The organism is Moorena producens 3L, assembly GCF_000211815.1.
Classification (GTDB): domain Bacteria; phylum Cyanobacteriota; class Cyanobacteriia; order Cyanobacteriales; family Coleofasciculaceae; genus Moorena; species Moorena producens.
Genome location: NZ_GL890973.1, coordinates 88,033 through 113,844, shown reverse-complemented (window position 1 = coordinate 113,844; position 25,812 = coordinate 88,033). Strand labels below are relative to the sequence as shown.

At 43.3% G+C, this 25,812-nt stretch carries 25 protein-coding genes and 1 tRNA gene; 14 read left to right on the top strand and 12 right to left on the bottom strand.

Annotation, left to right across the window (positions count from 1 at the left end; all coding sequences use genetic code 11):
• Positions 1–307 precede the first annotated feature (307 nt).
• Both mtnA and dxs read right to left on the bottom strand, forming a co-directional pair.
• Positions 308–1,369: an S-methyl-5-thioribose-1-phosphate isomerase gene (gene mtnA / locus LYNGBM3L_RS32230; protein WP_008191309.1), complete on the bottom strand. Its 1,062-nt coding sequence runs from the start codon at positions 1,367–1,369 to the stop codon at positions 308–310.
• A 102-nt stretch (positions 1,370–1,471) separates the two neighbouring features.
• Positions 1,472–3,379, bottom strand: coding sequence for a 1-deoxy-D-xylulose-5-phosphate synthase (gene dxs / locus LYNGBM3L_RS32225; RefSeq protein WP_008191307.1), 1,908 nt, complete (start codon positions 3,377–3,379; stop codon positions 1,472–1,474).
• Positions 3,380–3,468: 89 nt separating this feature from the next.
• On the opposite strand from dxs, the gene LYNGBM3L_RS34450 reads away from it, so the two are divergent.
• The 3 genes from LYNGBM3L_RS34450 (at position 3,469) to LYNGBM3L_RS32210 (ending at position 8,665) form a co-directional block, all read left to right on the top strand.
• On the top strand, positions 3,469–5,064 hold the full coding sequence (locus tag LYNGBM3L_RS34450) for a sensor histidine kinase (RefSeq protein WP_008191305.1): 1,596 nt from the start codon (positions 3,469–3,471) through the stop codon (positions 5,062–5,064).
• Positions 5,064–6,626: an ATP-binding protein gene (locus tag LYNGBM3L_RS32215; protein WP_008191304.1), complete on the top strand. Its 1,563-nt coding sequence runs from the start codon at positions 5,064–5,066 to the stop codon at positions 6,624–6,626. Before LYNGBM3L_RS34450 ends, LYNGBM3L_RS32215 begins: the two co-directional genes overlap by 1 nt.
• Before the next feature lie 416 nt (positions 6,627–7,042).
• Complete coding sequence (locus tag LYNGBM3L_RS32210) at positions 7,043–8,665, top strand: DUF2079 domain-containing protein (RefSeq protein WP_008191301.1); 1,623 nt, start codon at positions 7,043–7,045, stop codon at positions 8,663–8,665.
• Here the strand turns inward: LYNGBM3L_RS32210 and LYNGBM3L_RS49230 are convergent.
• On the bottom strand, positions 8,651–8,785 hold the full coding sequence (locus LYNGBM3L_RS49230; protein ID WP_008191298.1) for a hypothetical protein: 135 nt from the start codon (positions 8,783–8,785) through the stop codon (positions 8,651–8,653). The genes LYNGBM3L_RS32210 and LYNGBM3L_RS49230 overlap by 15 nt on opposite strands.
• 53 nt (positions 8,786–8,838) lie before the next feature.
• On the opposite strand from LYNGBM3L_RS49230, the gene LYNGBM3L_RS32200 reads away from it, so the two are divergent.
• The 3 genes from LYNGBM3L_RS32200 (at position 8,839) to LYNGBM3L_RS32195 (ending at position 11,619) form a co-directional block, all read left to right on the top strand.
• Positions 8,839–10,470: an Hsp70 family protein gene (locus LYNGBM3L_RS32200; protein ID WP_008191297.1), complete on the top strand. Its 1,632-nt coding sequence runs from the start codon at positions 8,839–8,841 to the stop codon at positions 10,468–10,470.
• Between the two features lie 285 nt (positions 10,471–10,755).
• Entirely contained in the window at positions 10,756–10,938 is a 183-nt protein-coding gene (locus tag LYNGBM3L_RS42350; protein ID WP_131826829.1) for a hypothetical protein, read from the top strand.
• 69 nt (positions 10,939–11,007) lie between these two features.
• Complete coding sequence (locus tag LYNGBM3L_RS32195; RefSeq protein ID WP_008191295.1) at positions 11,008–11,619, top strand: Uma2 family endonuclease; 612 nt, start codon at positions 11,008–11,010, stop codon at positions 11,617–11,619.
• A 193-nt stretch (positions 11,620–11,812) separates the two neighbouring features.
• Here the strand turns inward: LYNGBM3L_RS32195 and LYNGBM3L_RS32190 are convergent, their stop codons facing one another.
• A complete protein-coding gene (locus LYNGBM3L_RS32190) occupies positions 11,813–12,949 on the bottom strand; it encodes a hypothetical protein (RefSeq protein ID WP_008191293.1) in 1,137 nt (378 codons plus the stop codon).
• Between the two features lie 22 nt (positions 12,950–12,971).
• Complete coding sequence (locus LYNGBM3L_RS32185; protein WP_008191291.1) at positions 12,972–13,391, bottom strand: hypothetical protein; 420 nt, start codon at positions 13,389–13,391, stop codon at positions 12,972–12,974.
• Positions 13,392–14,240: 849 nt separating this feature from the next.
• On the opposite strand from LYNGBM3L_RS32185, the gene LYNGBM3L_RS32180 reads away from it, so the two are divergent.
• From LYNGBM3L_RS32180 to LYNGBM3L_RS32170, 3 genes are all read left to right on the top strand, one after another.
• Positions 14,241–14,513: a type II toxin-antitoxin system Phd/YefM family antitoxin gene (locus LYNGBM3L_RS32180; RefSeq protein WP_008191289.1), complete on the top strand. Its 273-nt coding sequence runs from the start codon at positions 14,241–14,243 to the stop codon at positions 14,511–14,513.
• A complete protein-coding gene (locus LYNGBM3L_RS32175) occupies positions 14,494–14,766 on the top strand; it encodes a Txe/YoeB family addiction module toxin (RefSeq protein WP_008191287.1) in 273 nt (90 codons plus the stop codon). Before LYNGBM3L_RS32180 ends, LYNGBM3L_RS32175 begins: the two co-directional genes overlap by 20 nt.
• 1,077 nt (positions 14,767–15,843) lie before the next feature.
• Positions 15,844–16,596: a Uma2 family endonuclease gene (locus LYNGBM3L_RS32170; RefSeq protein ID WP_008191284.1), complete on the top strand. Its 753-nt coding sequence runs from the start codon at positions 15,844–15,846 to the stop codon at positions 16,594–16,596.
• Positions 16,597–16,816: 220 nt separating this feature from the next.
• On the opposite strand, the gene LYNGBM3L_RS32165 is transcribed toward LYNGBM3L_RS32170, so the two are convergent.
• The 4 genes from LYNGBM3L_RS32165 to LYNGBM3L_RS32150 form a co-directional block, all read right to left on the bottom strand.
• Positions 16,817–18,622, bottom strand: a complete 1,806-nt coding sequence (locus LYNGBM3L_RS32165; protein ID WP_008191282.1) for an ABC transporter ATP-binding protein — start codon at positions 18,620–18,622, stop codon at positions 16,817–16,819.
• Between the two features lie 213 nt (positions 18,623–18,835).
• Complete coding sequence (locus tag LYNGBM3L_RS32160; RefSeq protein ID WP_008191280.1) at positions 18,836–19,039, bottom strand: hypothetical protein; 204 nt, start codon at positions 19,037–19,039, stop codon at positions 18,836–18,838.
• A 423-nt stretch (positions 19,040–19,462) separates the two neighbouring features.
• The gene (locus tag LYNGBM3L_RS32155) at positions 19,463–20,533 is read right to left on the bottom strand and encodes an ABC transporter permease (RefSeq protein ID WP_008191278.1); all 1,071 of its coding nucleotides are present in this window, start codon (positions 20,531–20,533) and stop codon (positions 19,463–19,465) included.
• Between the two features lie 155 nt (positions 20,534–20,688).
• A complete protein-coding gene (locus LYNGBM3L_RS32150; protein WP_008191277.1) occupies positions 20,689–21,564 on the bottom strand; it encodes an Npun_R2479 family HD domain-containing metalloprotein in 876 nt (291 codons plus the stop codon).
• 404 nt (positions 21,565–21,968) lie between these two features.
• Between LYNGBM3L_RS32150 and LYNGBM3L_RS32145 the strand changes: the two genes are divergently transcribed.
• A tRNA-Gly gene (locus LYNGBM3L_RS32145) sits at positions 21,969–22,040 on the top strand.
• A 167-nt stretch (positions 22,041–22,207) separates the two neighbouring features.
• Complete coding sequence (locus tag LYNGBM3L_RS48140) at positions 22,208–22,444, top strand: hypothetical protein (RefSeq protein ID WP_229414775.1); 237 nt, start codon at positions 22,208–22,210, stop codon at positions 22,442–22,444.
• Positions 22,445–22,502: 58 nt separating this feature from the next.
• Here the strand turns inward: LYNGBM3L_RS48140 and LYNGBM3L_RS50725 are convergent, their stop codons facing one another.
• From LYNGBM3L_RS50725 to LYNGBM3L_RS44770, 3 genes are all read right to left on the bottom strand, one after another.
• Positions 22,503–22,586 carry a hypothetical protein gene (locus LYNGBM3L_RS50725; RefSeq protein ID WP_438941764.1) on the bottom strand — a complete coding sequence of 28 codons (84 nt, stop codon included), beginning with the start codon at positions 22,584–22,586 and terminating at the stop codon, positions 22,503–22,505.
• A gap of 994 nt (positions 22,587–23,580) precedes the next feature.
• Positions 23,581–23,778, bottom strand: coding sequence for a hypothetical protein (locus LYNGBM3L_RS32140; RefSeq protein WP_008191272.1), 198 nt, complete (start codon positions 23,776–23,778; stop codon positions 23,581–23,583).
• Positions 23,779–23,845: 67 nt separating this feature from the next.
• Complete coding sequence (locus LYNGBM3L_RS44770; protein ID WP_154659987.1) at positions 23,846–24,004, bottom strand: hypothetical protein; 159 nt, start codon at positions 24,002–24,004, stop codon at positions 23,846–23,848.
• Positions 24,005–24,294: 290 nt separating this feature from the next.
• Here LYNGBM3L_RS44770 and LYNGBM3L_RS37600 point away from each other — a divergent pair, with 290 nt between their 5' ends.
• The 3 genes from LYNGBM3L_RS37600 (at position 24,295) to rpmG (ending at position 25,421) form a co-directional block, all read left to right on the top strand.
• Positions 24,295–24,438: an HNH endonuclease gene (locus LYNGBM3L_RS37600; protein WP_081431819.1), complete on the top strand. Its 144-nt coding sequence runs from the start codon at positions 24,295–24,297 to the stop codon at positions 24,436–24,438.
• Between the two features lie 324 nt (positions 24,439–24,762).
• Positions 24,763–24,915, top strand: a complete 153-nt coding sequence (locus LYNGBM3L_RS44765) for a hypothetical protein (RefSeq protein ID WP_008191268.1) — start codon at positions 24,763–24,765, stop codon at positions 24,913–24,915.
• A 311-nt stretch (positions 24,916–25,226) separates the two neighbouring features.
• Positions 25,227–25,421 (top strand): 50S ribosomal protein L33, encoded by a 195-nt coding sequence (gene rpmG / locus LYNGBM3L_RS37595; RefSeq protein WP_071986987.1) that lies wholly within the window; start codon positions 25,227–25,229, stop codon positions 25,419–25,421.
• Positions 25,422–25,812 lie beyond the last annotated feature (391 nt).

Sequence of the window (25,812 nt, the reverse complement as noted above, 5' to 3'; positions counted from 1 at the left end):
CTATTACCTAAAATCCCGAAATTGTGTACCTCATAGCTATGATAATTGCTATAAACACCCATGATCTAAACACCCATGATCTAAACACCCATAGCTATCGGACTTTATCCTTTAGAGGTTGCTGAACTAAGGAACTGACTCAAACATAGTTGGGTCAGTTATAGCGTTTCTCACTCCTTATCAGGTACATTCAATTTTATTACCCCGACTCCCCACTCCCTCGGTGCGCTTGACCCGTAATTAAATTCGCCACGGGTCGCACCGCTCCCTACTCCCTAATCCCTAATCCCTAAAACCAAGATAGATTTCAAACTGACTGCTTAATGTTAAGTTGTGACAGCTCACTGGGGGCTAATGCGCCTTTTTCAGTAATAATGGCAGTGATTAACTCCGCTGGAGTTACATCAAAAGCTGGGTTATAAAATTCCACTTTAGGAGGACAAATCACTGTCTCCCCAATCTGATAAATTTCTGAGGGGTGACGTTCTTCAATGGGAATCTCTTCGCCAGTAGATAGCTGAAAATCAATGGTTGAGATCGGAGCAGCCACAAAGAAAGGTATCTGATGAGCTTGAGCAATCAGAGCTACACTATAGGTACCAATTTTGTTAGCCGTATCCCCATTGGCAGCAATGCGATCAGCTCCCACTACAACCGCATCAATTAGCCCTTGTTTCATACAATGGGCGGCCATGCTATCGGTAATTAAAGTAACCGGAATACCTTCTTCGACGCATTCCCAGGTCGTTAACCTAGCACCTTGCAAGCGGGGGCGGGTTTCGTCAGCATATAATCTGGCTAATCGCCCATCCCGCCAGGCCGAACGCACCACTCCCAAGGCAGTACCATACCCAGCTGTTGCCAACGCTCCTGCATTACAATGGGTCAGAAGACAGAGTTTGTCGGGGGTTGTCGGTAATACTTCTAATCCGCGATCGCCTATGGATTGACAGGTTTGTAAATCCTCCAGCTGAATTTGTTGAGCTGTTTCAAGTAAGGAAGCTTTAATCTCTTCTACTGTCCCGATCGTTTCATAGGCATTTTTAAGCATCCGCATGATTGCCCAAAACAAATTCACGGCTGTAGGACGAGTTTGCCGCAACTGTTGCGCTACAATTTCAAGCTCTGCGAGGAAAGCCTTACGTTCTTTTGTTTTAATCTCTCTTGCGCCAAGGTAAATGCCATAAGCCGCTGCTACTCCAATAGCTGGCGCTCCCCGAACAATCATAGTTTTAATCGCCTCAACCATATCTTCACAGCGGCTGATTTCTACAATGGAATATTTGCCGGGTAAGCGGTTTTGGTCAATGAGGATAACTCGGTCGTTTTCCCAAACAACGGGATAAACTTGGTATGTGGATGGGTTCATATAAGTTCGATATATTGTTAATTGTTAATTGTTAATTGTTAATTGCTATTTTGTTAACGGTTAACAGTTAACAGTTAACTGTCAACTGTTAACATTGATAGATTAACTAACAGAAGATGGCTGTCTATTAAAGAACGCTGCCCTGATCTGTTCAGCAATTTGAGAGCCAGTCAGCCCCAAATCAGCTTTTGATTCATCGGGCTTGGCATGATCCACTAATTGATCCGGTACACCAAAGCGCTTGAGGGGAACTAATATATCATTGTCCATGAGTGCTTCTGCCACCGCTGAACCAAAGCCACCCATTAAGCACCCTTCTTCTAGGGTAACTACACGACCAATTTTCTGAGCCAAGGGGAAGATTAATTCTGTATCTAGGGGCTTGACAAAACGAGCATTAATCACCGTTGCTTCAATACCATGCTCGCTAAGAATTTCAGCGGTTTGCATGGCGGTGTAAACCATAGTGCCGTACCCTACCATTAACAGGTCGTCACCATTACGCAAGAGTTCTGCTTTACCAATGGGTAGTGCTTCCCAACCATCTTCCATCAGGGGAACGCCATAGCCACTACCCCGAGGATAGCGCATGGCAATCGGACCATCGGTGTGGTTTATTCCTGTAACTACCATACGTTGCAGTTCAGCTTCGTCTTTGGGAGCCATAATTACCATATTGGGAATGCATCGCAAATAGGAGATATCATACATCCCTTGGTGAGTAGGGCCATCAGCACCCACAATTCCCGCACGGTCGAGGCAGAAGAAGACGGGTAGGTTTTGGATACAAACGTCGTGAATAATTTGGTCGTAAGCCCGTTGTAAGAAGGTGGAGTAAATAGCTGCAACCGGTCGCATTCCTTCACAGGCTAGGCCAGCCGCTAGGGTGACGGCGTGTTGTTCCGCAATTCCCACATCAATGTATTGGTCAGGGAGTTTTTCTTGCAATTTATTCAACCCTGTCCCGGTAGCCATAGCTGCGGTGATGCCAATGATTTTGGGATTATTCTGAGCTAGTGTTACCAGGGTGTGGGCAAACACTTTGGAATAGCCCGGGGGTTTGGGTTTTTTAGCTGGAAGGGCTTTACCCGTAGCTAGGTTGAAGGGACTTTGGGCATGGTAACCCACTTTGTCCGCTTCTGCGATCGCATACCCCTTGCCTTTCGTAGTTGCCACATGCACCAGCACTGGTCCATCTAGCTTGTGGGCGTTGGTAAAGGTGGAAATTAACTCCTCTAGATTGTGACCATCTACCGGTCCGATGTAAGTAAAGCCAAGTTCTTCAAATACTGCTCCGACCTTAGGTACGGCTAAACGCTTCATCCCTTCCTTGAGCCGTTGCAAGTCTGGGGATAAAGACTCACCGACAAAGGGGAGATTTTTGAACTGTTCCTCCAAATTGTCAGTAATAAACTGCATCGGCTCAGAAAGCCGCACTTTATTGAGGTAACGGGGAATAGCCCCCACATTGGGGGAGATGGACATCTCATTGTCATTGAGCACCACCAGTAGTTTAGTATGGGGTAAATGCCCTGCATGATTGATGGCTTCCAAGGCCATGCCACCGGTCAGAGCACCATCACCAATAACTGCTGCCACTTTGAAGTTTTGCCCTTTGCGGTCTCGGGCGAGGGCCATACCCAAAGCGGAAGAAATACTGGTGGACGCATGACCCGCTCCAAAGTGATCAAACTTATTCTCGCAGCGCTTTAGATAACCAGCAATACCATCTTTCTGCCGTAGGGTATGGAATCGGTTATAGCGCCCCGTGAGCATTTTGTGGGGATAAGCTTGGTGTCCAACGTCCCAGACTACCTTATCATAGTCAAGGTCAAGTGTTTGATACAGACCTAAGGTTAATTCTACCACTCCCAAGCCTGGTCCTAAGTGACCACCACTAGTAGCTATGGTTTGGAGATGTTTCTCGCGAATTTGACGGGCAATTTCCTCTAGTTGACGAATCGATAGACCGTGCAACTGATTTGGATGAGTAATTTCACTGAGATGCATACCGTCTCTTTGAATTGCTACTGGATTGTGTTAATGTTTATCTTTCGACTCCCTAAAAGTATCCAATAATTTGGCGCTTCAAGGGTTATATGGAAGCTAAAGATTACCTGAAAAATGGCATTTCTGGTCAACTTTCCATTGTAAATTTTCCTTGCGACCAGCAGCCGATCACCATTGCTCCCGATACTCCAGTAACGGAAGCGATCGCTACGATGAATCAAACTCGAAGGAGTTATGTGCTGGTAGTACAGCAGCAGCAATTGGTAGGCATTTTTACAGAACGGGATGTGGTCAAAGTAGCATCAGCCGGAATGGTCAACTCAGGGGTTTCCATCGCTGATGTGATGACTCAAGAGTTAATTACCTTGCCCATCATAGCGAAACCGGACATTTTTTTGGTAGAGTCCCGATTACGTCAACACCAGATTCGTCACCTACCCCTAGTGGATGAACCAGGTCAAGTAGTGCGTGTGGTGACCCCCCACACCATGCCAGCCATCCTCTCTGCTATTGTTACTAAGGTCGAAGACTTACACCAACAGTTGAGTCAAAAAGAAGGGGAATTAGTGGCAGCTAATCAGCGATGGCAGCAGGAAGTTGCTGTCAATCAGCAGTTTGAAGAAGAATTGGGGGAAAATGAACATGCCTGGCAGTTGAGCCAAGAACGTCTTGAGAGTATTCTGACTTCCCTAGAAGCAGTGGTATGGTCTTTTGATCCTTCGATTGACAAACTGCTTTATCTTAACAGTGCTACCGAGCAAGTCTATGGTCGCAGTATCACTGAGTTCTTCGGAAACTTACGCCTGTGGGAATCAGTGGTTCACCCAGAGGATCTCGAAACCTATGAACTGGCACACCAAACCCTGCTGTCAACTGGTGCCAAAGATATTGACTACAGAATTTTGCGACCGGATGGAGCTGTGAGTTGGATTCGCCATCGTGCTCACCTCCTCACAGATGCTAATAACACTCCAATTCGGATCCATAACATAGCCATCGACATCACACAGCTCAAACAGGTCGAGGAAAACCTCAAAGCTACCCTAGTTGAGAAAGAGGTGCTGCTCAAAGAAATTCACCATCGGGTCAAAAACAACTTACAAATTGTTTCTAGCTTACTACACTTGCCATCTCTGACAGTAGATCAACCCCAAACCCGAGTACACCTGTCGGAAGCTCGCCATCGCCTTGAAGCCATGGCTCTCATTCACAAGAAACTTTATGGTGCCTCAGTGATAGGCAACCTGGATGTAGTGGATTATATCCAGAACCTAGCGGTGAACTTACTGGTAGCTTATCAAGTAACTAGCGATAGGATTCAGTTGCACACGACTATTGAACCCATTTCCCTCAGTATTGATCAGGCCATCCCTTGCGGTCTAATCATCAATGAACTGGTATCCAATTCCCTGAAGTACGGGTTTCCCAATGGACGCTATGGTGAGATTCACATTGAATTGCACCATAGCGGGGACGATCAGGTTGAATTGATTGTCCGAGATAATGGGGTTGGTTTACCAGAAGAGTTAGATTGGCGTAATACCCAGTCTTTAGGATTATCGTTAGTTTATGACCTGGCAACGGAGCAACTAGACGGGAGTATGTTTCAGGGCCATAGCGAGGGCACAGCTTTCAGAATAGTATTCTCAACAGCAACAATTGTAGAAGCAATAGGACAACAATAGTGGTTACCAGGGTGTTAGTTGTAGAAGACGAAGTTATTGTTGCTAAGACAATTGCTAGCCAGCTTAAGCAACTGGGTTATATGGTATCAGCTACTGCTTCATCTGGCTCTCAAGCCATTACCAAAGCCGCTCAAACTAAGCCTGACTTAGTGCTGATGGACATTTTCCTCAAAGGCAAGATGGATGGTATTACTGCTGCTAGGCAAATTCGTGAACATTTACGTATTCCTATCGTCTATTTAACTGCCTATGGGGATGAAGATACCTTGCAACGGGCTAAGGTTACCCAACCCTTTGGCTATGTTACCAAACCGTTTAACGAGAGAGACTTGCGGGTTGCCATTGAAATGGCTCTCCAGCAATACCAGATGGAGCAGTCGTTGCAGAACAGCCAAGCTCAGTTGGCATCCATTTTAAACTCTATCGATGATGCAGTTATTGCTACCACGACCCAAGGTACCATTACCTTTATGAATGCTCCCGCTGAAGCTCTGACTGGTTGGAAGGCATCGGAGGTATGGGGGCGAGATGTGACCTCAGTGTTCCCAATTGTTAATGACCTGACCGGTAATCTAGTCAAGTATCCCCTAGATAAAGTGATCAAGACCGGACAAGTTGTCTATCTGGGCGAGCATAACGCTTTGATCGCAAAGGACGGTGGTCGAATTCCTGTTGGTAATAGTGCTTCACCCCTAAAAGACCAACTGGGAAACGTGAATGGAGTAGTGCTGGCGTTTTGGGATATCAGCGAGGAACCTCAAACAGAAATGTTAGAGCAGGTGTTAGCAAAAGAGCAAGAAATACAAGATTTCCGCTCCCAGTTCGTTTCCACCGTTTGCCACGAATTCCGTAATCCCCTCAGTGTGATCCTAACTGCCGCTGAATTACTTAAGCGCTATGGTAATCTGGCCACTCAGGAGCAAAAGCAGCGTTATCTAAAACGAATTACTATTTCAGTAGAGCGCATGACTGAGTTGATGGAAGAGGTGTTGCTAATCGGTCAAGCTGAAGTAGGTCGGCTAGAATTTATTCCAACTCCCATGAACTTAGAGCAATTCTGCCAGGATTTAATTGCAGAACTATGCCTAGATCAAGCCAGCCGCAACCGGATTGTTTTTACCTCTGACGGGGTCTATACAGAAGTCTGTATGGATGATAAACTTATACATTACATTATAACTAATCTGCTTACCAATGCTTTGAAGTATTCTCCTTCTCATGAAATCGTGACCTTTAACCTAACTTGTGATCTGAAACAGCAGTTGGTTGTGTTCCGCATCCAGGATAAAGGAATTGGGATTGCTGAAGCAGACCAAAAGAAAATTTTCGAGTCTTTTTATCGAGCCAAAAATGTGGGGACAATTCAAGGGACTGGTCTGGGACTATCGATTGTGAAACGCTGTGTGGAACAGCATCAGGGAGAGATTGAACTGACTAGCGAAGTGGGCGTTGGGACAACATTTACGATTAAAATTCCCATAGTAAGTAATGGGGAAGTCAGAGGTCAGAGGTCTGAGGTGAGAAGTTCTGATTCGGAATGGCTCGGGAGTAGTCGCAATTAGCTATAGCAATTCTCAAACTAATGAGGTCAAAATTATGGGCTTTAGGGAGCAGGGAGCAGACAAGAGGAACCCACCCCTAACCCCTCCCAGGAGGGGAAGGCAAGAGGAACCCACCCCTAACTCCTCCCAGGAGGGGAAGGCAAGAGGAACCCACCCCTAACCCCTCCCAGGAGGGGAAGGCAAGAGGAACCCACCCCTAACCCCTCCCAGGAGGGGAAGGCAAGAGGAACCCACCCCTAACCCCTCCCAGGAGGGGAAGGCAAGAGGCAAGAGGTAAAAAAATATTTGTACCTCATAGCTATGAGAAACGCTAGATCTTTTTCCCGATAAGCGTGAGGGTGTGTTGAAAACAAGAGTAGTTTTAAAAAAGCGAAACTTTCTGGAGCTTAATACCAAGGACAAATGACAAAGGAAAAATGACCAAAAAACCTGGGTTAAAACTTGTTATTACTGCGGCGATCGCATTTTTTTTATTCACCTTAATTTTTACTCTACATCGACACTATACTTTTTATTCTTCCTACGATCAAGGAATTTTTAATCAAGTCTTCTGGAATGGAATTCACGGTAGCTTCTTTCAGAGTACTCTTTCATCCCAGCTGTCTACTAATGTAGTTCATAATGGGGAAGTTCCAAATGTCTATTACCACCGATTAGGGCAACATTTTACTCCCGCCCTGTTACTTTGGTTACCGTTATATGCTTTGTTTCCATTTCCCGCTACCCTAACCGTTTTGCAGGTAACGTTGGTAACAGCTGCTGGTGTAGTTTTGTATATCCTGGCTAGACAGTATCTGCAACCGATGTTAGCAGCAATGATTACGGTTAGCTTTTACTGTGCTAATGCTATTCTCGGTCCGACCTTAGCCAATTTCCATGACATCTGCCAAATTCCGCTATTTGTATTTGGGCTACTGCTAGCTATGGAAAAACGCTGGTGGTGGCTGTTTTGGTTGCTGGCAATTTTGATTTTAGCTGTACGGGAAGATTCCGGGATAGGTTTGTTTGGTGTGGGATTCTATTTAATAGTCAGTCGGCGCTACCCTCGCATTGGTCTGGCAGTTTGTACCCTCAGTTTCGGTTACATACTTGTCTTGACCAATCTAATTATGCCCCTATTTTCGGAAGATATTTCTCAACGGTTCATGATCGAGCGTTTTGGTCAGTACGCTGATGGGGATGAGGCGTCTACTCTGGAAATTATTAAGGGTATGCTGACTAATCCTTGGCGTTTACTAGTAGAACTGTTTACTCCCTTTTTTGGCACCATTCAGTATTTATTAGGTCAATGGTTACCATTAGCATTTATACCAGCTATTGCTCCCGCTTCTTGGTCTATCGCAGCATTTCCCTTGCTAAAACTTCTGTTGGGTAAAGGTCAATCAGTGCTTGCGATTAATATCCGCTATGCGATGACCGTAGTACCTGGGCTATTCTATGGCGCGATACTTTGGTGGTCAGCTCATACCCAATTTAGTCAAGCTGTGATCTCGGCTAGGTCTAAGTTTCGGCGCTTTTGGATTTTTTGTCTAACCCTTGCGGTAGTGTTGACTATTACCTCTAGCCCAAATCGAACCTTTTATTTCCTCCTTCCCGATTCCTACCAACCCTTCGTCTATGTGCCCTTAACCCAACAGTGGTCTCGTGTGGGGTCGATTCGGTCATTACTGGCTCAGATTCCTGCAAATGCTAGTGTCTCAGCTACTACCTATCTAGTCCCTCATCTGTCAGGACGTCGGGAAATCATCCGCTTAGGGGATTTACAGTTGCGCAATGATAATGGCGAGGTGGTGAAGGTGGATTATGCGATCGCAGATTTATGGCGGTTACAACGCTATCAAATTGCCTTTAAGCATGATGGTCAGCGGTTGCGCTCTTTAGTTAACATGATTGACCGGGTCACCAAGACTAACGAGTATGGCATCATTGGTTTTAAAGATGGTGTGATTTTGATGCAAAAAGGAGTAGCATCTAATCCAGAGGCTATGAGAGCATGGCTAAGCTTTAGGCAAGAGTTAGATGTTTCAACTACGGGATAACTGTAGTGCAATAGCAAAGGGAATCGGGAATATGGCATCAAAAATTATCACAATTCCGACACGGATTGCTAAACTGTCTTCCTGGGTACAGGTGTCCTGGCTATTGAGTAGTTCGTCCATAAACTGATATTTATTAATAAATAATATTAATAAGATAAGTTGAATCAATATTGATGCCTAGCACCAGTACTACGTCCTACGCTATTGACTTTGGCACGAGCAATACGGTAATCACTCGCTGGAACCCAGTCACCGAAACGCCAGAAACCATCACTTTACCAGGACTTGCACTGCAACTTAGTCAAAATCCTCCCTTAATTCCGAGTTTGGTGTATGTGGAAGATGCGGCTCAGGGTAAGGTTATGGTTGGACAGGCAGTACGCGATCGCGGATTGGATCTCAGCAGTGACCCTCGATTCTTCCGCAGCTTCAAACGGGGGATTGGTGCTGAGGTTCAGGGATTTCTGCCAGAACTGGATGGCACCGTGATCACCTTTGAACAAGTTGGGGAATGGTTCCTCAACCAAATTATTGAAGACCTATCAGCCCTCCAGTCCGAGGCGGGGGATTCTGCCATTGAATCGGTGATTCTGACTGTGCCTGTGGATAGCTTTGAAGCCTACCGCCATTGGCTTAGTGCAATCTGCCAATCCTTGCCAGTGGAACAGGTGAGGATGCTGGATGAACCGACAGCGGCTGCTTTGGGCTATGGTATTGCGGAAGGGGATACTCTACTAGTTATAGACTTTGGTGGTGGCACTCTGGATTTATCTCTGGTGCAGCTGAATCAGGAGGCTCAAGGGAATAAAAAACCTATCGGGTTTATTCTTAAGTGGGGGCAAAAGTCATTTGGTGAAGGGTCTAGCCAGAAGGTGAAAATTGCCCGTGTGCTGGCGAAAGTGGGACAAAATTTGGGTGGGACAGATATTGATAACTGGCTGGTGGATTATTTTGTGGAAACTCAAGGGTTAATGCGATCGCCTTTGACTACTCGACTAGCAGAACGCCTGAAAATTCAACTATCTGAGCAGTCTGAAGCTACAGAAGTCTATTTTAATGATGAAACCTTTGAGAGTTACGAACTAAAACTAGACCGGGAGACTTTTGAAACTATTCTCAAAGAACACCAGTTTTTTGATACCCTTGATGATAAGATGACGGAAGTGCTGCAACAGGCAAGACGCAGCGGTATAGAAGTGCCAGATATAGATGGTGTCTTGTTAGTGGGTGGGACGGTGAAGATCCCAGCAGTTCAGGCATGGGTAAACCGGTATTTCGATTCAAGCAAGGTTCGTTGCCAAAAACCTTTTGAAGCGATCGCAACTGGCGCACTTCAGCTCAGCCAAGGTATCGAAGTCCAAGATTTCCTCTACCATAGCTACGGAATTCGCTATTGGGATAGACGGTTAAAGCGTCACAACTGGCACTCAATCATTAGAGAAGGACAGCCTTACCCCATGAGTGAGCCAGTAGAACTATTCTTAGGAGCATCGGTAGAGAATCAACCGAGTATAGAGCTAATTTTAGGAGAGTTAGGCTCCCAAACTGGTGGCACAGAGATTTATTTTGAAGGCGATCGCTTAATTACTCGTCAGTTAGGCCAGGGCGAAAACGCTGTGCAACCCCTCAATGATAGGGATGGGGCAAGAAGTGTGGCTAAATTAACACCCCTGGGCAATCCCGGAAGCGATCGCATTAAACTCCAGTTTCAAGTTGATGGTGAACGTTACTTGAGAGTTACTGTAGATGATTTACTTACCAATGAAACCTTATTGGCAAATCAGGTAGTCGCTCAGTTAAGTTAATTGCTCAGATCATGTTCCGTTGAACACTTATAAATAGTAGGTGATAGTGCGTAGGGTGAGTTAGGGGCGGGCTTGCCCTCATGTTAAAACCTAGCGCTAGTGTTGAAATAGCCCGTCCCGTAACGCACCACCCAAGGGCTCGCTGCTAATGTTGGAGGCAGTCGTGCGTCGTGCGTAGGGTGAGTTAGGGGCGGGCTTGCCCTCATGTTAAAACCTAGCGCTAGTATTGAAATAGCCCGTCCCGTAACGCACCACCCAAGGGCTTGTTGCTAATGTTGGAGGCAGTTGGGCATCAATCCAAATGTTCATGCTGTCAGTGTTCAGCTGTCAGCCGTGGCACAGGCTTTGGCCTTGGCCTTTTGGCCTTTTGGCCACGCTACGCGAACGGCCACGCTGTGCGAACGATGCTGTGGCTTAACTCAGATTAAAGCAATGCTTACCTGTTTTATTCAAAAGCACCTCAAGTAGCGCATAAGCTGATAGCTTACATTTTAGTTAGGTGTTGATAACAGTAAGGTTTTAGTAGGAGACCGCTCTATGATTTTATCAGCAACCACAACCGGTATCAGTCCAGAAGAATTTATTGCTCAGTATGGAGACGATCAACGGTACGAACTCATTGATGGAGAGCTAATTGAGATGGAACCAACTGGCCCCCACGAGCAAGTCGTGGCGTTGATTAGCCGAAAGCTTAACGTAGAAATAGATCGTTTAGATGTACCTTATTTTATCCCACACCGCTGTTTAATTCAGCCCTTGGGAACCTTCAACGCTTTCAGACCAGATCTTGTTGTCCTTGATGAGGGAGAATTGGTCAACGAACCACTTTGGGCAAGGGAACCAGTTATAACTCTGGGTACTACTGTAAAACTTGTGGTTGAAGTCGTTAGTACAAACTGGCAGAATGATTATGCTCGTAAGTATGAAGATTACGAAGCTTTGGGCATTCCAGAATACTGGATTGTCGATTATCTCGGTATTGGCGGAAAATATTTTATTGGTAGCCCGAAACAACCGACGGTAACGGTCTGCTGTTTGGTAAATGATCAATATCAGAAAGTAATGTTCCGTAGAGGGGATTGTCTCAAATCTTCGCTTTTTACTAATCTTAAGATATCTACAGACAAATTATTTATAGGGTTGCGCTGAGGCAAGGGGGAAGGATCTCTAGTTTGACCCGGTGGTGCGTTACGGGCCGGGCTATCTCAACCGATGTCAACAGGGGGAAAATCAAGGGGAGCCCGTCTTATCACGCACCCTACGCCACTGTTCCCTAAAACCCTAAAATTTGTACCTCACCTAATTAAAAACCGCTATAACCTATTTGTAAATTAGATAATTTCTATTTTTCCGGAATAACCGGCAAATTACGTAATTCAGTATTGAGTTTACCTTTGTAATAAGAACTCTCTAAATAGGATGTAAATTGCAGGATATCTATCTGGTTTAATTCTAGTGGAACTCCATCAAAATCAATAATGGCTTCTATCGGTACATCCTTAATCAAGCTATTTTTTACATAACCTATGCGATTACTACTGTATGTACCAAATTCAACTTTTGTGGCTACATATTCTTTACCTTGATCCAATAGTCTACTTCTTTGAGAAGAAGTGCGATTGGAATATAAACGCAACTGAACATTTTCTTTAGTGCTTGTAATTAATATAGCACAACTTATGGATTGAGTACTTGAATTTACATTTAAGGATTTTTGGCAATTTTTAAAATTATATATAATACCTTTATTTTCAACTTCTATAGGTTCAACTAGTTGGGGTTCAACTGATTTAGATAATTTTTGAGTTTTTTCAGGGTTATCATCTGTCGGAATTTGTGAAATTACTGGAGAAGAATAAACAAGAGGTTTACTATTTATTTCAGCAATCATTCCTTGATTATTTTTATATATTTTATAATTTTTTTTCCCCAATTCTTTGATTCCAAAAGTAAATAGTGGTGCCGTAAAAATGATTATAATTAATGCAAAATTAAAATAGTTTTGCCATTTCTGTATTTTCGAGTCTCTATCCATATTAGTTTGCTTAGCATAGCTTTGTTCACTACTAACATAATCAGCTTTTTCGAAGTAGTTAGCACTAGCGTTAAACTTGGCATCACTCTGGTCATCTATAGTAGTTTCTTTCTCTGCAATTGATCGTCTCAGAACTTGATTAGCTTTCCTTTGCTTGTAACTCTTATAAGTGGGAACCATAGATTTGTTTGGTTTATGCTCGTTATTATTTATTTGTTTATGTTCACTTGATCCATCCTTAGTTCGCTTGTTTTCTCTCCAAAAAACAAATACAGTACCGACGACAAAGCTGGTGGTGACTAACCAACCGGGAGGTTTGCCACCAGCGAACAAGAATATTACTAGTAAACTAGTAAAGACTTGGGCTGTTTGCCAAAACAGGGAACTTAAACTAGCTTTGGCTTCTTGGTAGAGACTAATTTCTTCGCGTTTAACTGTAGACATATTCACTAACTTAGTTATAGCGTCATAGATTAATCATATCTTTTAATAAGCGTTTGAGGATTCGACCACATAAGGTAATACAGGAGCTAAAAGCTAACAAAACAACAACAAGGCAGAAGTAGCGGTTTACTTCCCAAACGCTCCAGGTATTCCAACATTGATCAAAGCTTGTAAAATTTTCTTTAGTTATCCAATGAAATATCCAGCCGAAAATAACGTATAGGATCCCAAGACCAATGGCATCCTGAATTGTTAAATAGACATCTCGCCAGAGGTCACCTATTAAAGCTTTTCCAAGCTGATCCAAGGGCTCCCAAATGTTGATAAGCAGTTCATTAATAACCTTCCCAGACCTTGTTTTTGGTCTAGTTGATAATTGTGTTACACCTTGAGTTTTCCTACTGGGTTTTTGTGGGTTTATCGTTTTTTTATTTGTGGTCATGTCAACCGTTAATAGTGGGATGCATTTCATATTTGTAAAGGTGCGCTTTCTGTTGGTAAATTTAAGTCACCAACGGAAAGCGCACCTATGTACCTCATAGTTATGAAAAACGATATATATAGGAAAGGCAATTGGAATTAGGAAACAAAAATTATCACAAATCATTTTATTTTAAGGTAAATGCTGCCTAGCTTATTCCTATAAACTACTATAGTGTTTGTATCTAGAATGTCAATACACTGGTTGTAGTAAAAGTGATGGAAGCAAGACGCAAAAAGCAAGAGAGTAAAAAGAGCCAAAATTTTATTTGATAAGAGAAAAAAATCATAATTTTATTTGATAAGAAAAAAACTCTTAGGTTTACATCATAGTGGGCACATAGGCTCTACTCACAACCTTGCTGCCGTGTCACCGTTGCGATGCTCCTTTGGAACCCCTAAAAGCGATCGCATTTAGCGGAAGCTGAGGCCTTTGGGCCACGCTTTACGAACGCTTCATCGCGAAGCTTGACCTAAGATCAATCGCCTTTGGCTGCGCGTAGCCCATCGCACCATTCCCTTGAAACCTTATTCTTTTACTTCAGCAAAGCTGCCTTCTGCCCTTTGCCTTCGATCAACTTTTATTATGAGTATTCAACCCGACTTGAGATGAATGCATACAACTAACTCAAGCAAATATAGCGCTTTGTTACCTAATCAGGTACAGATAATTTTTTCTCTCTTCCCTCTTCTGGCTTTACTGCTCCCTGCTCCCTGCTCCCTGCTCCCTAACACCAACAAACTTTTACCTCACCTAATTTAAAACCGCTATATTAACTTGCTATACTTAAGTATAAATGAGGAAAAAATCGTGAACTCTATCCCTATCAAGCAATTTAAAACTAACATCCAAGACTTTATTAAACAAGTCATCAATCACCATACTACCCTCAAAATAACCGATCCCAATCAGGGATACTTTATTATTATTAGTGCCGAAGATTTGGAACAACAACAAGAAACCTTGTATGTATTACAAAATAGCCATTTAATGGAACAGATTAACCATTCTCAAGCTACCCATACCCAAAATAAAGGCTACTCTCCCAATCAGGAAGAACTAGATGATATCCTTAGTATTTGAGGGCAAAACTTGGGAAAATTACGAAGAACTTCGTAAAAAAGACAAAAAACTCCATCAAACCCTTTGTAAAATCATCAAAGAAATGCTGAGAGACGATCCCGGTAAAGGAATGGGAAAACCTGAACCGTTAAAACATAATTTATCGGGGTTGTGGTCAAGAATAATTTCTCAAAAAGATCGCCTTATTTACAAATTTGATGATAACTATGTTTATATTTTTGCAATAGGTGGTCATTACGATCAATTTAATTGATTTTAGTTCATGTAGGGTGGGCAGTGCTTGATACAAATCAGCTGACAAAGCCCGTTACTAGGCACTGCCCACCATAGGTGTAGCCCCAATCATAAGCTGATAGCTGATAGCTGTTCGCGTAGCGTGCGCGTAGCGCTTAAGCTGATAGCTGATAGCTGATAGCTGTTCGCGTAGCGTGCGCGTAGCGCTTAAGCTGATAGCTGATAGCTGATAGCTGTTCGCGTAGCGTGCGCGTAGCGCTTAAGCTGATAGCTGATAGCTGATAGCTGTTCGCGTAGCGTGCGCGTAGCGCTTAAGCTGATAGCTTACAAAAAAAAATAGCCGTAGAAATACTATCCACGGCTATTTCAATACTGTAAACGCAATTGTCTTGTCTATCAGTTTCCGAATCAATCCGGATGTGATCCTACCGGACCAGACCGGGGGGGAAACCCCCCCATAAATTTAACCTATTAACGCCAAGTTTGATACTTGGTTGCAAAACTAATTACTTGCCCCGGAATGCCCGTCGGTTGCAAAGGGCTCCAGTCGGAAACCGACCCATACCCGAGTGCGCAAAGGCCGTAAATAGTTTTGGTTACTGCTTCAGGAGAGCCCTTAATGTACTTAATACGTTGTTTCTTGGGATTATTGTTGTGATTCGGAATAAATTCTGTAGACATGGCTAAAAACTAAATTTCGTTGTCTTGATGCAGTCGCTCATGGGGGAAACCCCCAAGACCGCGCTGCATCGCTTACAATGATTATTGTAATGATTATATTTATAATTGTCAAGGGTTTTTATAAATTTTTTTTCCGGGGGTAATTTTAGTATAAAAAAAAGTGAATGCTAAATTATCAGCTATCAGCTATCAGCTATAGCAAAGGAAACAGGTGTACCTGATAGTTATGAAAAACGCTGTGAACATTTATTATCTGAATGGTTGCGATCAGAGATTGATAATTTTTCCAATTTGTTCAGATATTACTTGACTAGATCTAGCGATTGGCAGATCAGTTAATTATAAAAATGGTGCACAAAAAAATTAAATGGCTATAGACTAATAAGTACTACCTACTTATTGTACCCTAGCCGCCATGTCTTTGACTCAAGAATTAAAAACGGCAACAGAAACGCCAACAGAAAAGGCAACAACTGTACCGGAAGATGTTATATTTCCCCCTAGGGATTTATTCAGTGACGAACCACCTTTGGAAACTGATCTACATCGACTACAAATGACCCTACTCATCCAATGCCTAGAGTGGTTGTGGGATGAGCGTGATGATTTCTATGTCTCGGGAAATCTGACTATTTATTACAGTCCTCGACAACGTAAGTCTGAAGAATTTCGTGGGCCTGACTTTTTTGTGGTGCTGGGAACTGAGCGCAAACCTCGGAACAGTTGGGTAGTGTGGCAAGAAGAGGGGAAGTATCCGAATGTGATTGTAGAAATTATTTCCCCTACCACAGCAGATACGGACCGAGGATTAAAGAAGCAAATCTACCAGGATACATTCCGTACTCCCGACTATTTCTGGTTTGACCCCAACACCCTGGAATTAAAGGGCTTCCACTTGGTAGATGGTTGTTATCTCGAACTTGAGCCTAATCAAGAAGGTTGGTTGTGGAGTCAACAGTTGGCACTATATTTGGGAATTTATGACTCAAAATTACGTTGGTTTACTCCAGAAGGACAACTAGTTCCTGCCCCTACTGAAGCAGCCGAACTCGAAAAGCAACGAGCCGAACAAGAATGTCAGCAAAAGCAACAAGCTCAGGAGCAATTAGCTCAAATGGAGTCATTGTTAGCTCGTTATCGAGAACAGTTCGGTGATTTCCCTCAGTGATATAGCATTTCTCATAGCTATGAGGTACACATAATTTTTATCCTGTTCCCTACTCCCTACTCCCTACTCCCTAAAACCCATAATTCTATACCTCACCCCATTGATATAGCATTACACATGAAGGTCAGGACATTCCTAAACTCCGAAACTTAGTCATAGCTGACTTCTGACTTCTGACTTCTGACTTCTGACTTCTGACTTGCGCGTAGCGCCATAACTGCTATATTTGTAATGAATGTAATTGTGTATAGGTTCCTTCTTTCTGCAGCAGTTGAGGGTGATTGCCAACTTCTACAATATGCCCTCGTTCCATAACTACAATCCGGTCAGCCTTCCGAATCGTTGACAGGCGATGAGCTACTACAAACGTTGTGCGGTTTTCCATCAAGTGTTCCAAAGCGTCCTGAATCAAAGCTTCCGAAGCAGTATCTAGAGACGATGTTGCTTCATCGAGAACTAACACCCGTGGATTACGAATTAAAGCACGAGCAATAGCTAGTCGTTGCCGTTGACCACCAGAAAGTTTTGCCCCATTTTCCCCAATTAGAGTATCAAGTCCCGAGGGCAATTCCTGAATAAATTCTAAGGCATTGGCATCCTGAATCGCCTTGATTAACTGCTCTTCATCCAATTGTTGACTGCCGTACACAATATTCTCTCGCACCGTACCTTCAAATAAGATAGTCTCCTGGGAAACCACTGAGAGGAATTTCCGATAGGTCTGTAGGTCTAGGCTACTCATATCCGTACCATCTAGTAAAACTCTTCCGGTCGTGGGAGCCATGAAACCAATAATCAGACTTAATAAGGTCGATTTTCCGGCTCCGGATGGTCCGACGATGGCAATGGTTTCGCCAGGATTGACCTGTAGACAAAAGTCTTGAATGGCAAACTGTTCCGTATCGGGATACTGATAACTAACGGACTCAAAGGTGAATTCACCACGCAGCTGTTGCAGAGCTATCTTACCAGGATTGCGCTCTAGGTCAGGACACTCGAGAATTTCACCCACTGAGCGAATGGATTCAAAACCTTTGCCAATCTGTGGCAATACAGCTAAAATTTGCACTATCGAGTTAGTCAGGGAATCAAAATAGCCGGTCAGTAACACCACATCCCCCACTGTGATTGACCATTGCTTGGTATAGACTAACCAGGCTGAGGTGATCAAGCAAACCAGACTGAATAACCGTAGGGTTACCCAAGAAGAGGAATCAGTGATGGCGTTAATCGAGTCCAGTCGCACCGCTGCCTGTTTGACCGTCACTAACTTGCCATCAATCCGTTCCATCTCAGTCTGTTGAGCACCATGAGCTCGTGTGACTGGGATTAGCTGAATCATCTCGATTAAGCTAGCTGCCATTTCTTCTAGTTGTTGCCGGAAAGCAGAATTGCGATCGCGAATCGGTCGTCTGAGTACCGAAATCAGAATCACAGCTGCTGGAACAGTTCCCAGGAAGAACAGCAAGAACCAAGGAGCACGAATAGCAGTAGCGACAATTGCTACTAAGATAGTTAGCATAGCCGCAGGGACAAACTGGAACAGGGTTGTTGCCAACCCTTGAATTTGTTCCACATCCCGCAAGAGTTTAGTTTGTAGTGCTCCCTTGCTGTTATTTTTGTAGAACCCAATCGAAAGCAGTTGCAGCTGCTGGGTGATGAGTGAGCGCAGATTCGACTCCATGTTGCGAGTCGCCAGACTCATAAACCGGATGTGTAAGTAATGGGTGGGGATATTTTGCAGTATAGAAATCCCTAAGATAGCCCCATTAATCCATAACTCCGACAGTGGGTGAGTGCTTGGGTTGGCAATAATATCAATTACATTAGCAATCACCAATGGTCTGATCCATTCCGGACTGTGTTTGATCACATACACCGCCATCGACAGTCCGATTTTACCTAGGTCTTGGCGGTAGAGATAAAGTAGTGTCCGGAAGGGGTACTCACTCCGATACTCCTGAGGAGGTGACTCCTTGGGTAGATTAGATGCTGCCGTAACACTTTCCAGTGATAATGCTTTCATGTCCGCAGTCCCTATGTCTCTTCTAACTGGTACTGTCTTGCCACATGGACTGTAAAGAAACAGACAAGGAATTGTCGATTCTTATAAAGAAACAAAAAATATTTTTTTTATCAAAACTAGGTCTTTTTTAAAGTCTTTATCGTCGCCAAAACTAGTACTCTGTTAAAATTAATTGGAGCGCAAAATCCTAACAGCAACTAGCCAGTATTACTATTATTTATAGCACTTCTCATAGCTATGAGGTACAAAATTTCGGGATTTTAGGTAATAGGTAATAGGTAATAGGTAATAGGTAATAGGTAATAGGTAATAGGTAATAGGTAATAGGTAATAGGTAATAGGTAATAGGTAATAGGTAATAGGTAATAGGTAATAGGTAATAGGTAATAGGTAATAGGTAATAGGGATGCGCTGCATCTTCAGGTGCGACCCGAAGGTGCGACCCTAGGCCGGGTTCCCCGGCCTAGGAGGCGCGCACCTTGAGCGAATTTAATCATTAGATGCGGAAAGCGCACCTAACAGGGAATCAGCTTCAAAGAATACTGTACCTCATAACTGTGATCAACGCTATAATTGCCGTGCTCTTCTTCTTTGCTCTGGATTGGGTTTGTATTTTATATATTATTGTCTGAGCCAGTAAGTATTTGATAATGGGTAAACACAGCCACAAAACATTCCATTTCTAATATTATTGTTCCCTGAGATGTTTTGTTAAAACTGAATCCTTCGGACTATTGTGGTGAGGGCTATAGTTCAAGGGGAGCAAGGTTGATGATTGAACCGAGAAAAAAAGGCTTTTTCCAGACTCGACCGATCCTTCCCCCTTGAGTATTTCAATAGCTAGCGCTGTAAACTTCTGGGATCGAGAGCATCCCGCAAACCATCCCCAAGTAAATTAAACGCCAACACCGTCAGAATAATCAGCAGTGCTGGCGGCCAAATCAACCAAGGCTGTAGCACGATGATTGAGGCATTGGTTGCCAAAGACAACAAATTTCCCCAGGACGGATCCGGTTGCTGAATTCCCAATCCAATCAAACTCAGCACCGACTCGGCCACAATGAAACCAGGAACTGCCAAGGTTGCTGATATAATCACATAGGAAGCTGTCTGGGGCAGAACGTGGCGTACAATGATATAGAAGGGATTCGCCCCCATAGTTTTGGCAGCTTGGACAAATTCCCGCTCCTTAATCGATAACACCTGTCCTCGGATCACTCGTGCTAAGCCAGACCAGCTAATAAACGAGGTAATCAGAACAATTAATAAAAACCGTTGCGCACTAGTTAGACCAGGTGGTAGCACAGCCGCTAAGGCGACGAGTAGGTAAATACCAGGAATAGTCATCAAAACTTCTACCAGACGCATGATGATCCCATCTACCCAGCCGCCGAAATAGCCGGAAATTCCCCCAATGATTAGACCAAGGGGAAAGGAGATCGCAATTCCGACTAGACCAATACTAAGACTAATCCGACCCCCATACACCAAGCGACTAAACTGATCACGAGCTTGCTCATCGGTACCTAATAGATTAATCTTCCCCTCACCCACCGTACCAAACAGGTGACGGTTGAAGGGAATCGCTCCAAACAACTTATACTCCCGACCTGGAACAAATAGACCCACTGGCGACGGCTTTTGCCAGTCTACAATCAGTTTGCGATCGCCTGTCTCTAAATCCGTTGGTCCTTGGGTTGTGGGATATACATGGGGACCAATAAACTCTTTGGTTTGCTGGTTACGCCAGTAGATCTTGGTAGGTGGTAGCAGGGAACCATCTGGCTGAGACACATAAGGATCATAGGGAGCAACAACATCTGCTGCAATGACAATTAGATAAAAAGTCAATAATAGCAATGCCCCAAAACGGGCGAGAGGGTTCTTGGTAAGTTTTTGCCACCAGTTCATAGGATTATTCCGAAAGCGCGAAAAGCACCTCGTGTTTACTTTGTATGGGCGTATCTTGCATTAGCTATGTTTCACCCATACAAAGATGGTATCGAAATCTGATCCAATCACCCTTCACTCAACACCCTTCACTCAACACCGTTCATAATTTCTGATTATACATTAACCTTTTGTGTCATTTTCCCCAGTCCATTGTGATTGTGTGAGTGTTCGACCACAAAGACATTGGAGAAGAGATTAGCCGTAATTTGTTGACCTTCCTGAGTTAAGGATAGGTAACGCAAGGCATCCTGAATATAAGGGTATACCCCATTCCAGTAAAACTTAGAGTAGCCTTGCCGCAGATCTCCAGGATGGAGGTACCCAATGGTTTTGTTAAATCCAGTTTCTTCAAACTCATAGAACAAAGCACTAGTTTTTTTGAGATAGCGTGGGTCACTCAGTTGACCAATCAAGTCAGAGGCGCGAATTAATCCAGGATAGTTACCTGTATCTTGATGATCCCCTTGCTTCGGCACAGGGAAACGAGTCAGTTCAATGTTGCGCTTGATAAACTCGGCATCAATCAGGTTGTGACCACCAAAGCGCTCATCAATAAATAATTTTGCCCGATCGACATGATAAGGCGTCAGAGCAGCATCGGTAGAGCCTTGGGGTAAATGAACCATCTCCCCATGTTGACCAGTAGCGTAGAGTCGTTCATTTTCTCGGTCTTGGCGACATACTCCTTTAACATAGCCAATATCATGACATGCCAAAGAAATGATAAAGTGTAACCAATCATCAGGAGTTACACCACCTTCACGGATATGTTTGCCTCGCAAAATCTCTTGTCCGACGAGGGTAACTAGGATGGAGTGTTCCACATTGTGATAGAGGGCATCACTGTTGGCAATATTTTCCATTGCCATGCTGCCAGCCCAAGCAATTATATCTTCGTTGTCAGGGTTGAGTCCCCCGTAAGTTCGGCGGTAGCCTTCCCGGAGTCTTATAACAAAGGCGTTAATTAGAATTTCAGTGGTGTTAAACATGATTTTTGATTGACTTAAATGCTAAGACAAAGTCCAGTATTCCCATGACACTGGCTTAGTTTTACTAGTTTGGTAGATTTAAATTTTTGGTAGTTTAACCTTTTGTATAGCTCGCTTAGGGTTAACACCTCAAAGCATTACTAAGTGATCCTTGGGCGCTATACTAGCAGCAATGGGGAAGGCTAATCTTTGTCTACAGCTTACCAAAAAGCCAAGCTGAAGGCCCCGATCAGATCCTGTCCGGGTAATTAACCTTAATAAAAATCTGCCCCATCTCCCTATCAATCTTCTTTATGATGGGTATTCTTGCGCACTTGATCTAGCAATGCTCAATCGGGTGAAGTACCTGACCCAATTAAGAACTGCTATAATACCAATAATAGTTAAATAATAGTTAAAGGTTTGCGGGTGTAATTCAGTGGTAGAATGTCAGCTTCCCAAGCTGAACGTCGTCGGTTCGAGTCCGATCACCCGCTTGTTGATTTGTAAGCATTCAGCGGTCAGCTAATGCGCTACGGGCACGCTGTCTTGATGGGGAGCAGGTCAAATAAGCCTAACAAATGAACTACTTGACAAAACAACAAAAATCATGTTATTGAGCCGGTCTTAGTTGCAGAACAGATGAACTATTTACCAGATCAGCTTGGCTTTTACCCATGAGGGGGCTATAGATAATGTACAAATATTAGGCATTAGTGACATGCTCCCCCTATTACCTATTACCTATTACCCATTACCCATTACCCATTACCCATCACCCATTCCCCATTCCCCATTCCCCATTCCCCATTCCCCATTACCCATTCCCCATTCCCCATTCCCCATTCCCCATTCCCCATTCCCTCTAACTCTAGGCGAATTTTGTTCAGAGATTTGTTAACTAATTTTATGACATGAAATCTATCTATTCCCAGATTAGCATTTGCGCTACGCGCACGCTACGCGAACGGAAAAACTTCCTTGACAACTTTCTGAAATCCACCCCACATATCTACACTGACTTCTTTGATTTTTCCCCTGATTGCAATAGGTTGCTCCTTGAGTACTTCTATAATTTCTTCACTCTTATGAGAGTCAATTACTTATAATAAATAACTGTTATCAATATCACAAACAACGGTAACAAATTTTATTTTTCCTTTTGCTCGACTAAATTCATCTATATTTAACCGTTGTGGAGTTACCCAGTATTTTTTTTTGCTTATGGATTATTTTAAAAATTTTTTCGACTTTTTCTTGACTTAATTGTTCATTTTTGCTTACTTGTGCCACTGTTAATTCTTGAACTTTATTATAGATATATTATTCATCCATTTTTGTATAATTACGACCCATTTATATAAAGCTTAAAGGTTCAGTTGAGTAGTTTTGACAGTGACAACAATAAAATTGACGACGAGGCACTTGTAAGTATACTCCTTGCCCACATATAGCGGTTTTTAATCTAGTAAGGTACAAGTTTTTGAGGTGCGACCCGTGGCGAATTTAATTCGCCAACGGAAAGCGCACCTAAGGTTTTAGGGAGCAGGAAGCAGGGAGCAGGGAAGAGGGAAGAGGGAAGAGGGAAAAAAATATGTGTACCTGATGAGGCTAAAAAGCGCTATATGGATAAATCTCGCACTAAAATTGGTCGATTTTGATTAATGTCATTCGTATAAATTTGACACTTAGGACAGTTAATTACTTCATTTAATAAATCCAAATTCAATATTATAAATTATTCTTTTTTATAAGAAGTGAACACGGTTACATTCGGTAAATTTAACAAAGTATAGCAGAAGTCAGAAGTCAGAAGTCAGAAGTCAGAAGTTAAACTCTTGCCATACTGTAGTTTGAGACTTTTGTCATGTCCTAATTACCCTGGCGACTGCTATATCTAGATGAAAGTCCATCCGTCGGTTAACAGCATTTAGTATTACTAGCTACATTTTACACCATATTGCCGGAAGAGCCATTCCGGTCTAAAATTTGTTTTAACATCTTGAAATAGACTTGGTTGGTTACCTTTTAAAGCAGCTATATAATCCTTGCCACTGTTGACGATAAATTCACAAGTTTTTTTTGGGTATTAATAGCATCATTGGCATTGACAACTCCTTTTAGAGCCAGTTTCTTGAGCAACTCTGGTAAAGCTTTAATTTCGTTGGTTTTGGCATCAACTTCAAAGGGTTCTAAAATCAAGCCCCGCTCAACAATGTAAGAACTGACCAACATAATTGCTGGGTTTGAAGTTACCGTAAGAGAGGGTCGCCTTTATAGGAACAGGTTATGGGTAATAGTTTTAAGTTATATGAAATAAGGCGACCCTCTCTAAGGTTTCGTCTCCTTGGGAGTCGGAATTGGGATTATCGTTTTCAATCTGATCTGAACCTTTAAGGACTTTGCCGTCTAAGCCAATGGTTTCTCCAGAAGCTGGTTGTACATTCAAGAATGCGCGCAAGGCACATCGAATACTCTTCGTAATTAATATACAATAAAACACGACGTAAGTAGGTGGGCTTAATAAGGCGACCCTCTCTAAGGTTTCGTCTCCGGGAAGGCTTTTGAAACGGCAAGAAGGGTTTGAAGTTACCCTAAGATAGGGTAACTTCAAACGTTGGTAGGTTATGGGTAAAAGGTAACGGCGCTTTTGTAGTAAGGCGACCCTATCTTAGGTTTCGTTTCCGGAAATGCACTCCGCAGTGGTCTTACCTTCGGCGTAGCCGACGCTTCGCGAACAGAGATGGAGATTTGTTGGAAAAGCACCATATAATACCACGCGCACTGGATGGAAATAATTCAGACAAAAATCTCGAATTATTACACCTACATTGCCATGATGCCAAACACGGAAGCAAAACCAACTCAAAAGAGTTAGATGAAAATCCGTTCTAGAGGAGCCAATGTCAAGGATTGTACTGTAATGATGAGCCGTATGATGCGAAAGTATCACGTACGTTTTTGAAGACGAGTCAGAGGTGACTCACTGGCTTAGTTTAATGAAGCCCGCGCTGTACCGTGCTTGTCAGCGTCGGGAGTATGTCACTAGAAAACCATTTCATCCCCGCTTTCCCTAAGGTATAGCAGAAGTCATTTGTCAGAAGTCAAACTCTTGCGCTTACAAAGGGTGTGAGACTTTTGTCATGTCCTAACTGCCCTGGCGACTGCTATAGCAATAGAGTGGCGGGCTGCTGCTTTCGATATCGATTTTGTAGGAGTATGGCTGGTCAGCTCACTCCTGATCAAAAATACTCTTGGCTTTTATATGTTGCAGATGCTGATCTTCGAGTTGGTCTGGCTAGTTACGGGAGTCGTGCTATTATACACCAATCCGGCTCAGAGTTTAGGGTAGTGGGCTTTCGGTTATCTTGATTCTTGAGGTTAGATTCGTTACCCTTGCACCGGTTACTGACTCTAACTAAACTGGAGAGCATGGTTGGCTTCGCTGCACTAAAGCGCGATGATGATTGGCTTGATTGGTCTAGCTAATCGCATTTCAAGGATACTACTGTGGGCTGCCCTTGTCAGTGACCAGATTGCCCTGCACGATGATGGTGCCAACAAGGCGTGAGGTTTTTCCCGAGACTTGAGCAATTTTGCATCTACTTGATAGACTGGGGCATCCCATGAGATAATAGTAAATTGTGTTTAATTGTAATATTTGAGTTCTTAGAAAAAAAACTATGGCAAGTAAGAAAGGTGTCCGAATCGTTATTACTCTAGAATGTACTGAATGTCGCAGTTACTCCAATAAGCGCTCGGCTGGTGTTTCCCGCTATACCACTAGGAAGAATCGCCGTAACACATCATCACGTCTGGAACTGAAGAAATTTTGCACCCATTGCAACAAGCACATGATTCACAAAGAAATCAAATAGATTTGGTCCTTGGTCATTTGTGAATTGAATTTGTTAATTGAAAATGGACTATTGACAAAGAACAAGCAACAAAGAACAAGTATTCAGCTTATGTGCTACGCACACGCGTGCGCGTTCAGCGGTCAGCTATCAGCGGTCAGCTCAAGTAACTCAGCTTAAACCAATGCTTACCTGTTTTATTGTAAGCATTCAGTGGTCAGCCGTGAACATTGGCCTTTGAGTCACGCTACGCGAATGGCTCACTCTACTTCAGGTGCCGTCAGAATAAAAGAAACCTAAGCAGCTTAAGTAGCGTGCTAATAGCTCATAAGCTGATAACTGATAGCCCATAAGCTGATAACTGATAACTGATAGCTGATAGCTGATAGCTGATAGCTGAATACTTACCAAA

Bases quoted from the DNA above. Each gene is read 5' to 3' on its own strand.
- mtnA (WP_008191309.1), bottom strand. From the start codon at position 1,369: ATGAACCCATCCACATACCAAGTTTATCCCGTTGTTTGGGAAAACGAC.
- dxs (WP_008191307.1), bottom strand. From the start codon at position 3,379: ATGCATCTCAGTGAAATTACTCATCCAAATCAGTTGCACGGTCTATCG.
- LYNGBM3L_RS34450 (WP_008191305.1), top strand. From the start codon at position 3,469: ATGGAAGCTAAAGATTACCTGAAAAATGGCATTTCTGGTCAACTTTCC.
- LYNGBM3L_RS32210 (WP_008191301.1), top strand. From the start codon at position 7,043: ATGACCAAAAAACCTGGGTTAAAACTTGTTATTACTGCGGCGATCGCA.
- LYNGBM3L_RS49230 (WP_008191298.1), bottom strand. From the start codon at position 8,785: ATGGACGAACTACTCAATAGCCAGGACACCTGTACCCAGGAAGACAGT.
- LYNGBM3L_RS32200 (WP_008191297.1), top strand. From the start codon at position 8,839: ATGCCTAGCACCAGTACTACGTCCTACGCTATTGACTTTGGCACGAGC.
- LYNGBM3L_RS32195 (WP_008191295.1), top strand. From the start codon at position 11,008: ATGATTTTATCAGCAACCACAACCGGTATCAGTCCAGAAGAATTTATT.
- LYNGBM3L_RS32190 (WP_008191293.1), bottom strand. From the start codon at position 12,949: ATGTCTACAGTTAAACGCGAAGAAATTAGTCTCTACCAAGAAGCCAAA.
- LYNGBM3L_RS32185 (WP_008191291.1), bottom strand. From the start codon at position 13,391: ATGACCACAAATAAAAAAACGATAAACCCACAAAAACCCAGTAGGAAA.
- LYNGBM3L_RS32175 (WP_008191287.1), top strand. From the start codon at position 14,494: ATGATATCCTTAGTATTTGAGGGCAAAACTTGGGAAAATTACGAAGAA.
- LYNGBM3L_RS32170 (WP_008191284.1), top strand. From the start codon at position 15,844: ATGTCTTTGACTCAAGAATTAAAAACGGCAACAGAAACGCCAACAGAA.
- LYNGBM3L_RS32165 (WP_008191282.1), bottom strand. From the start codon at position 18,622: ATGAAAGCATTATCACTGGAAAGTGTTACGGCAGCATCTAATCTACCC.
- LYNGBM3L_RS32160 (WP_008191280.1), bottom strand. From the start codon at position 19,039: ATGCAGCGCATCCCTATTACCTATTACCTATTACCTATTACCTATTAC.
- LYNGBM3L_RS32155 (WP_008191278.1), bottom strand. From the start codon at position 20,533: ATGAACTGGTGGCAAAAACTTACCAAGAACCCTCTCGCCCGTTTTGGG.
- LYNGBM3L_RS32150 (WP_008191277.1), bottom strand. From the start codon at position 21,564: ATGTTTAACACCACTGAAATTCTAATTAACGCCTTTGTTATAAGACTC.
- LYNGBM3L_RS32140 (WP_008191272.1), bottom strand. From the start codon at position 23,778: ATGTTGGTCAGTTCTTACATTGTTGAGCGGGGCTTGATTTTAGAACCC.
- LYNGBM3L_RS44765 (WP_008191268.1), top strand. From the start codon at position 24,763: ATGGCTGGTCAGCTCACTCCTGATCAAAAATACTCTTGGCTTTTATAT.
- rpmG (WP_071986987.1), top strand. From the start codon at position 25,227: ATGGCAAGTAAGAAAGGTGTCCGAATCGTTATTACTCTAGAATGTACT.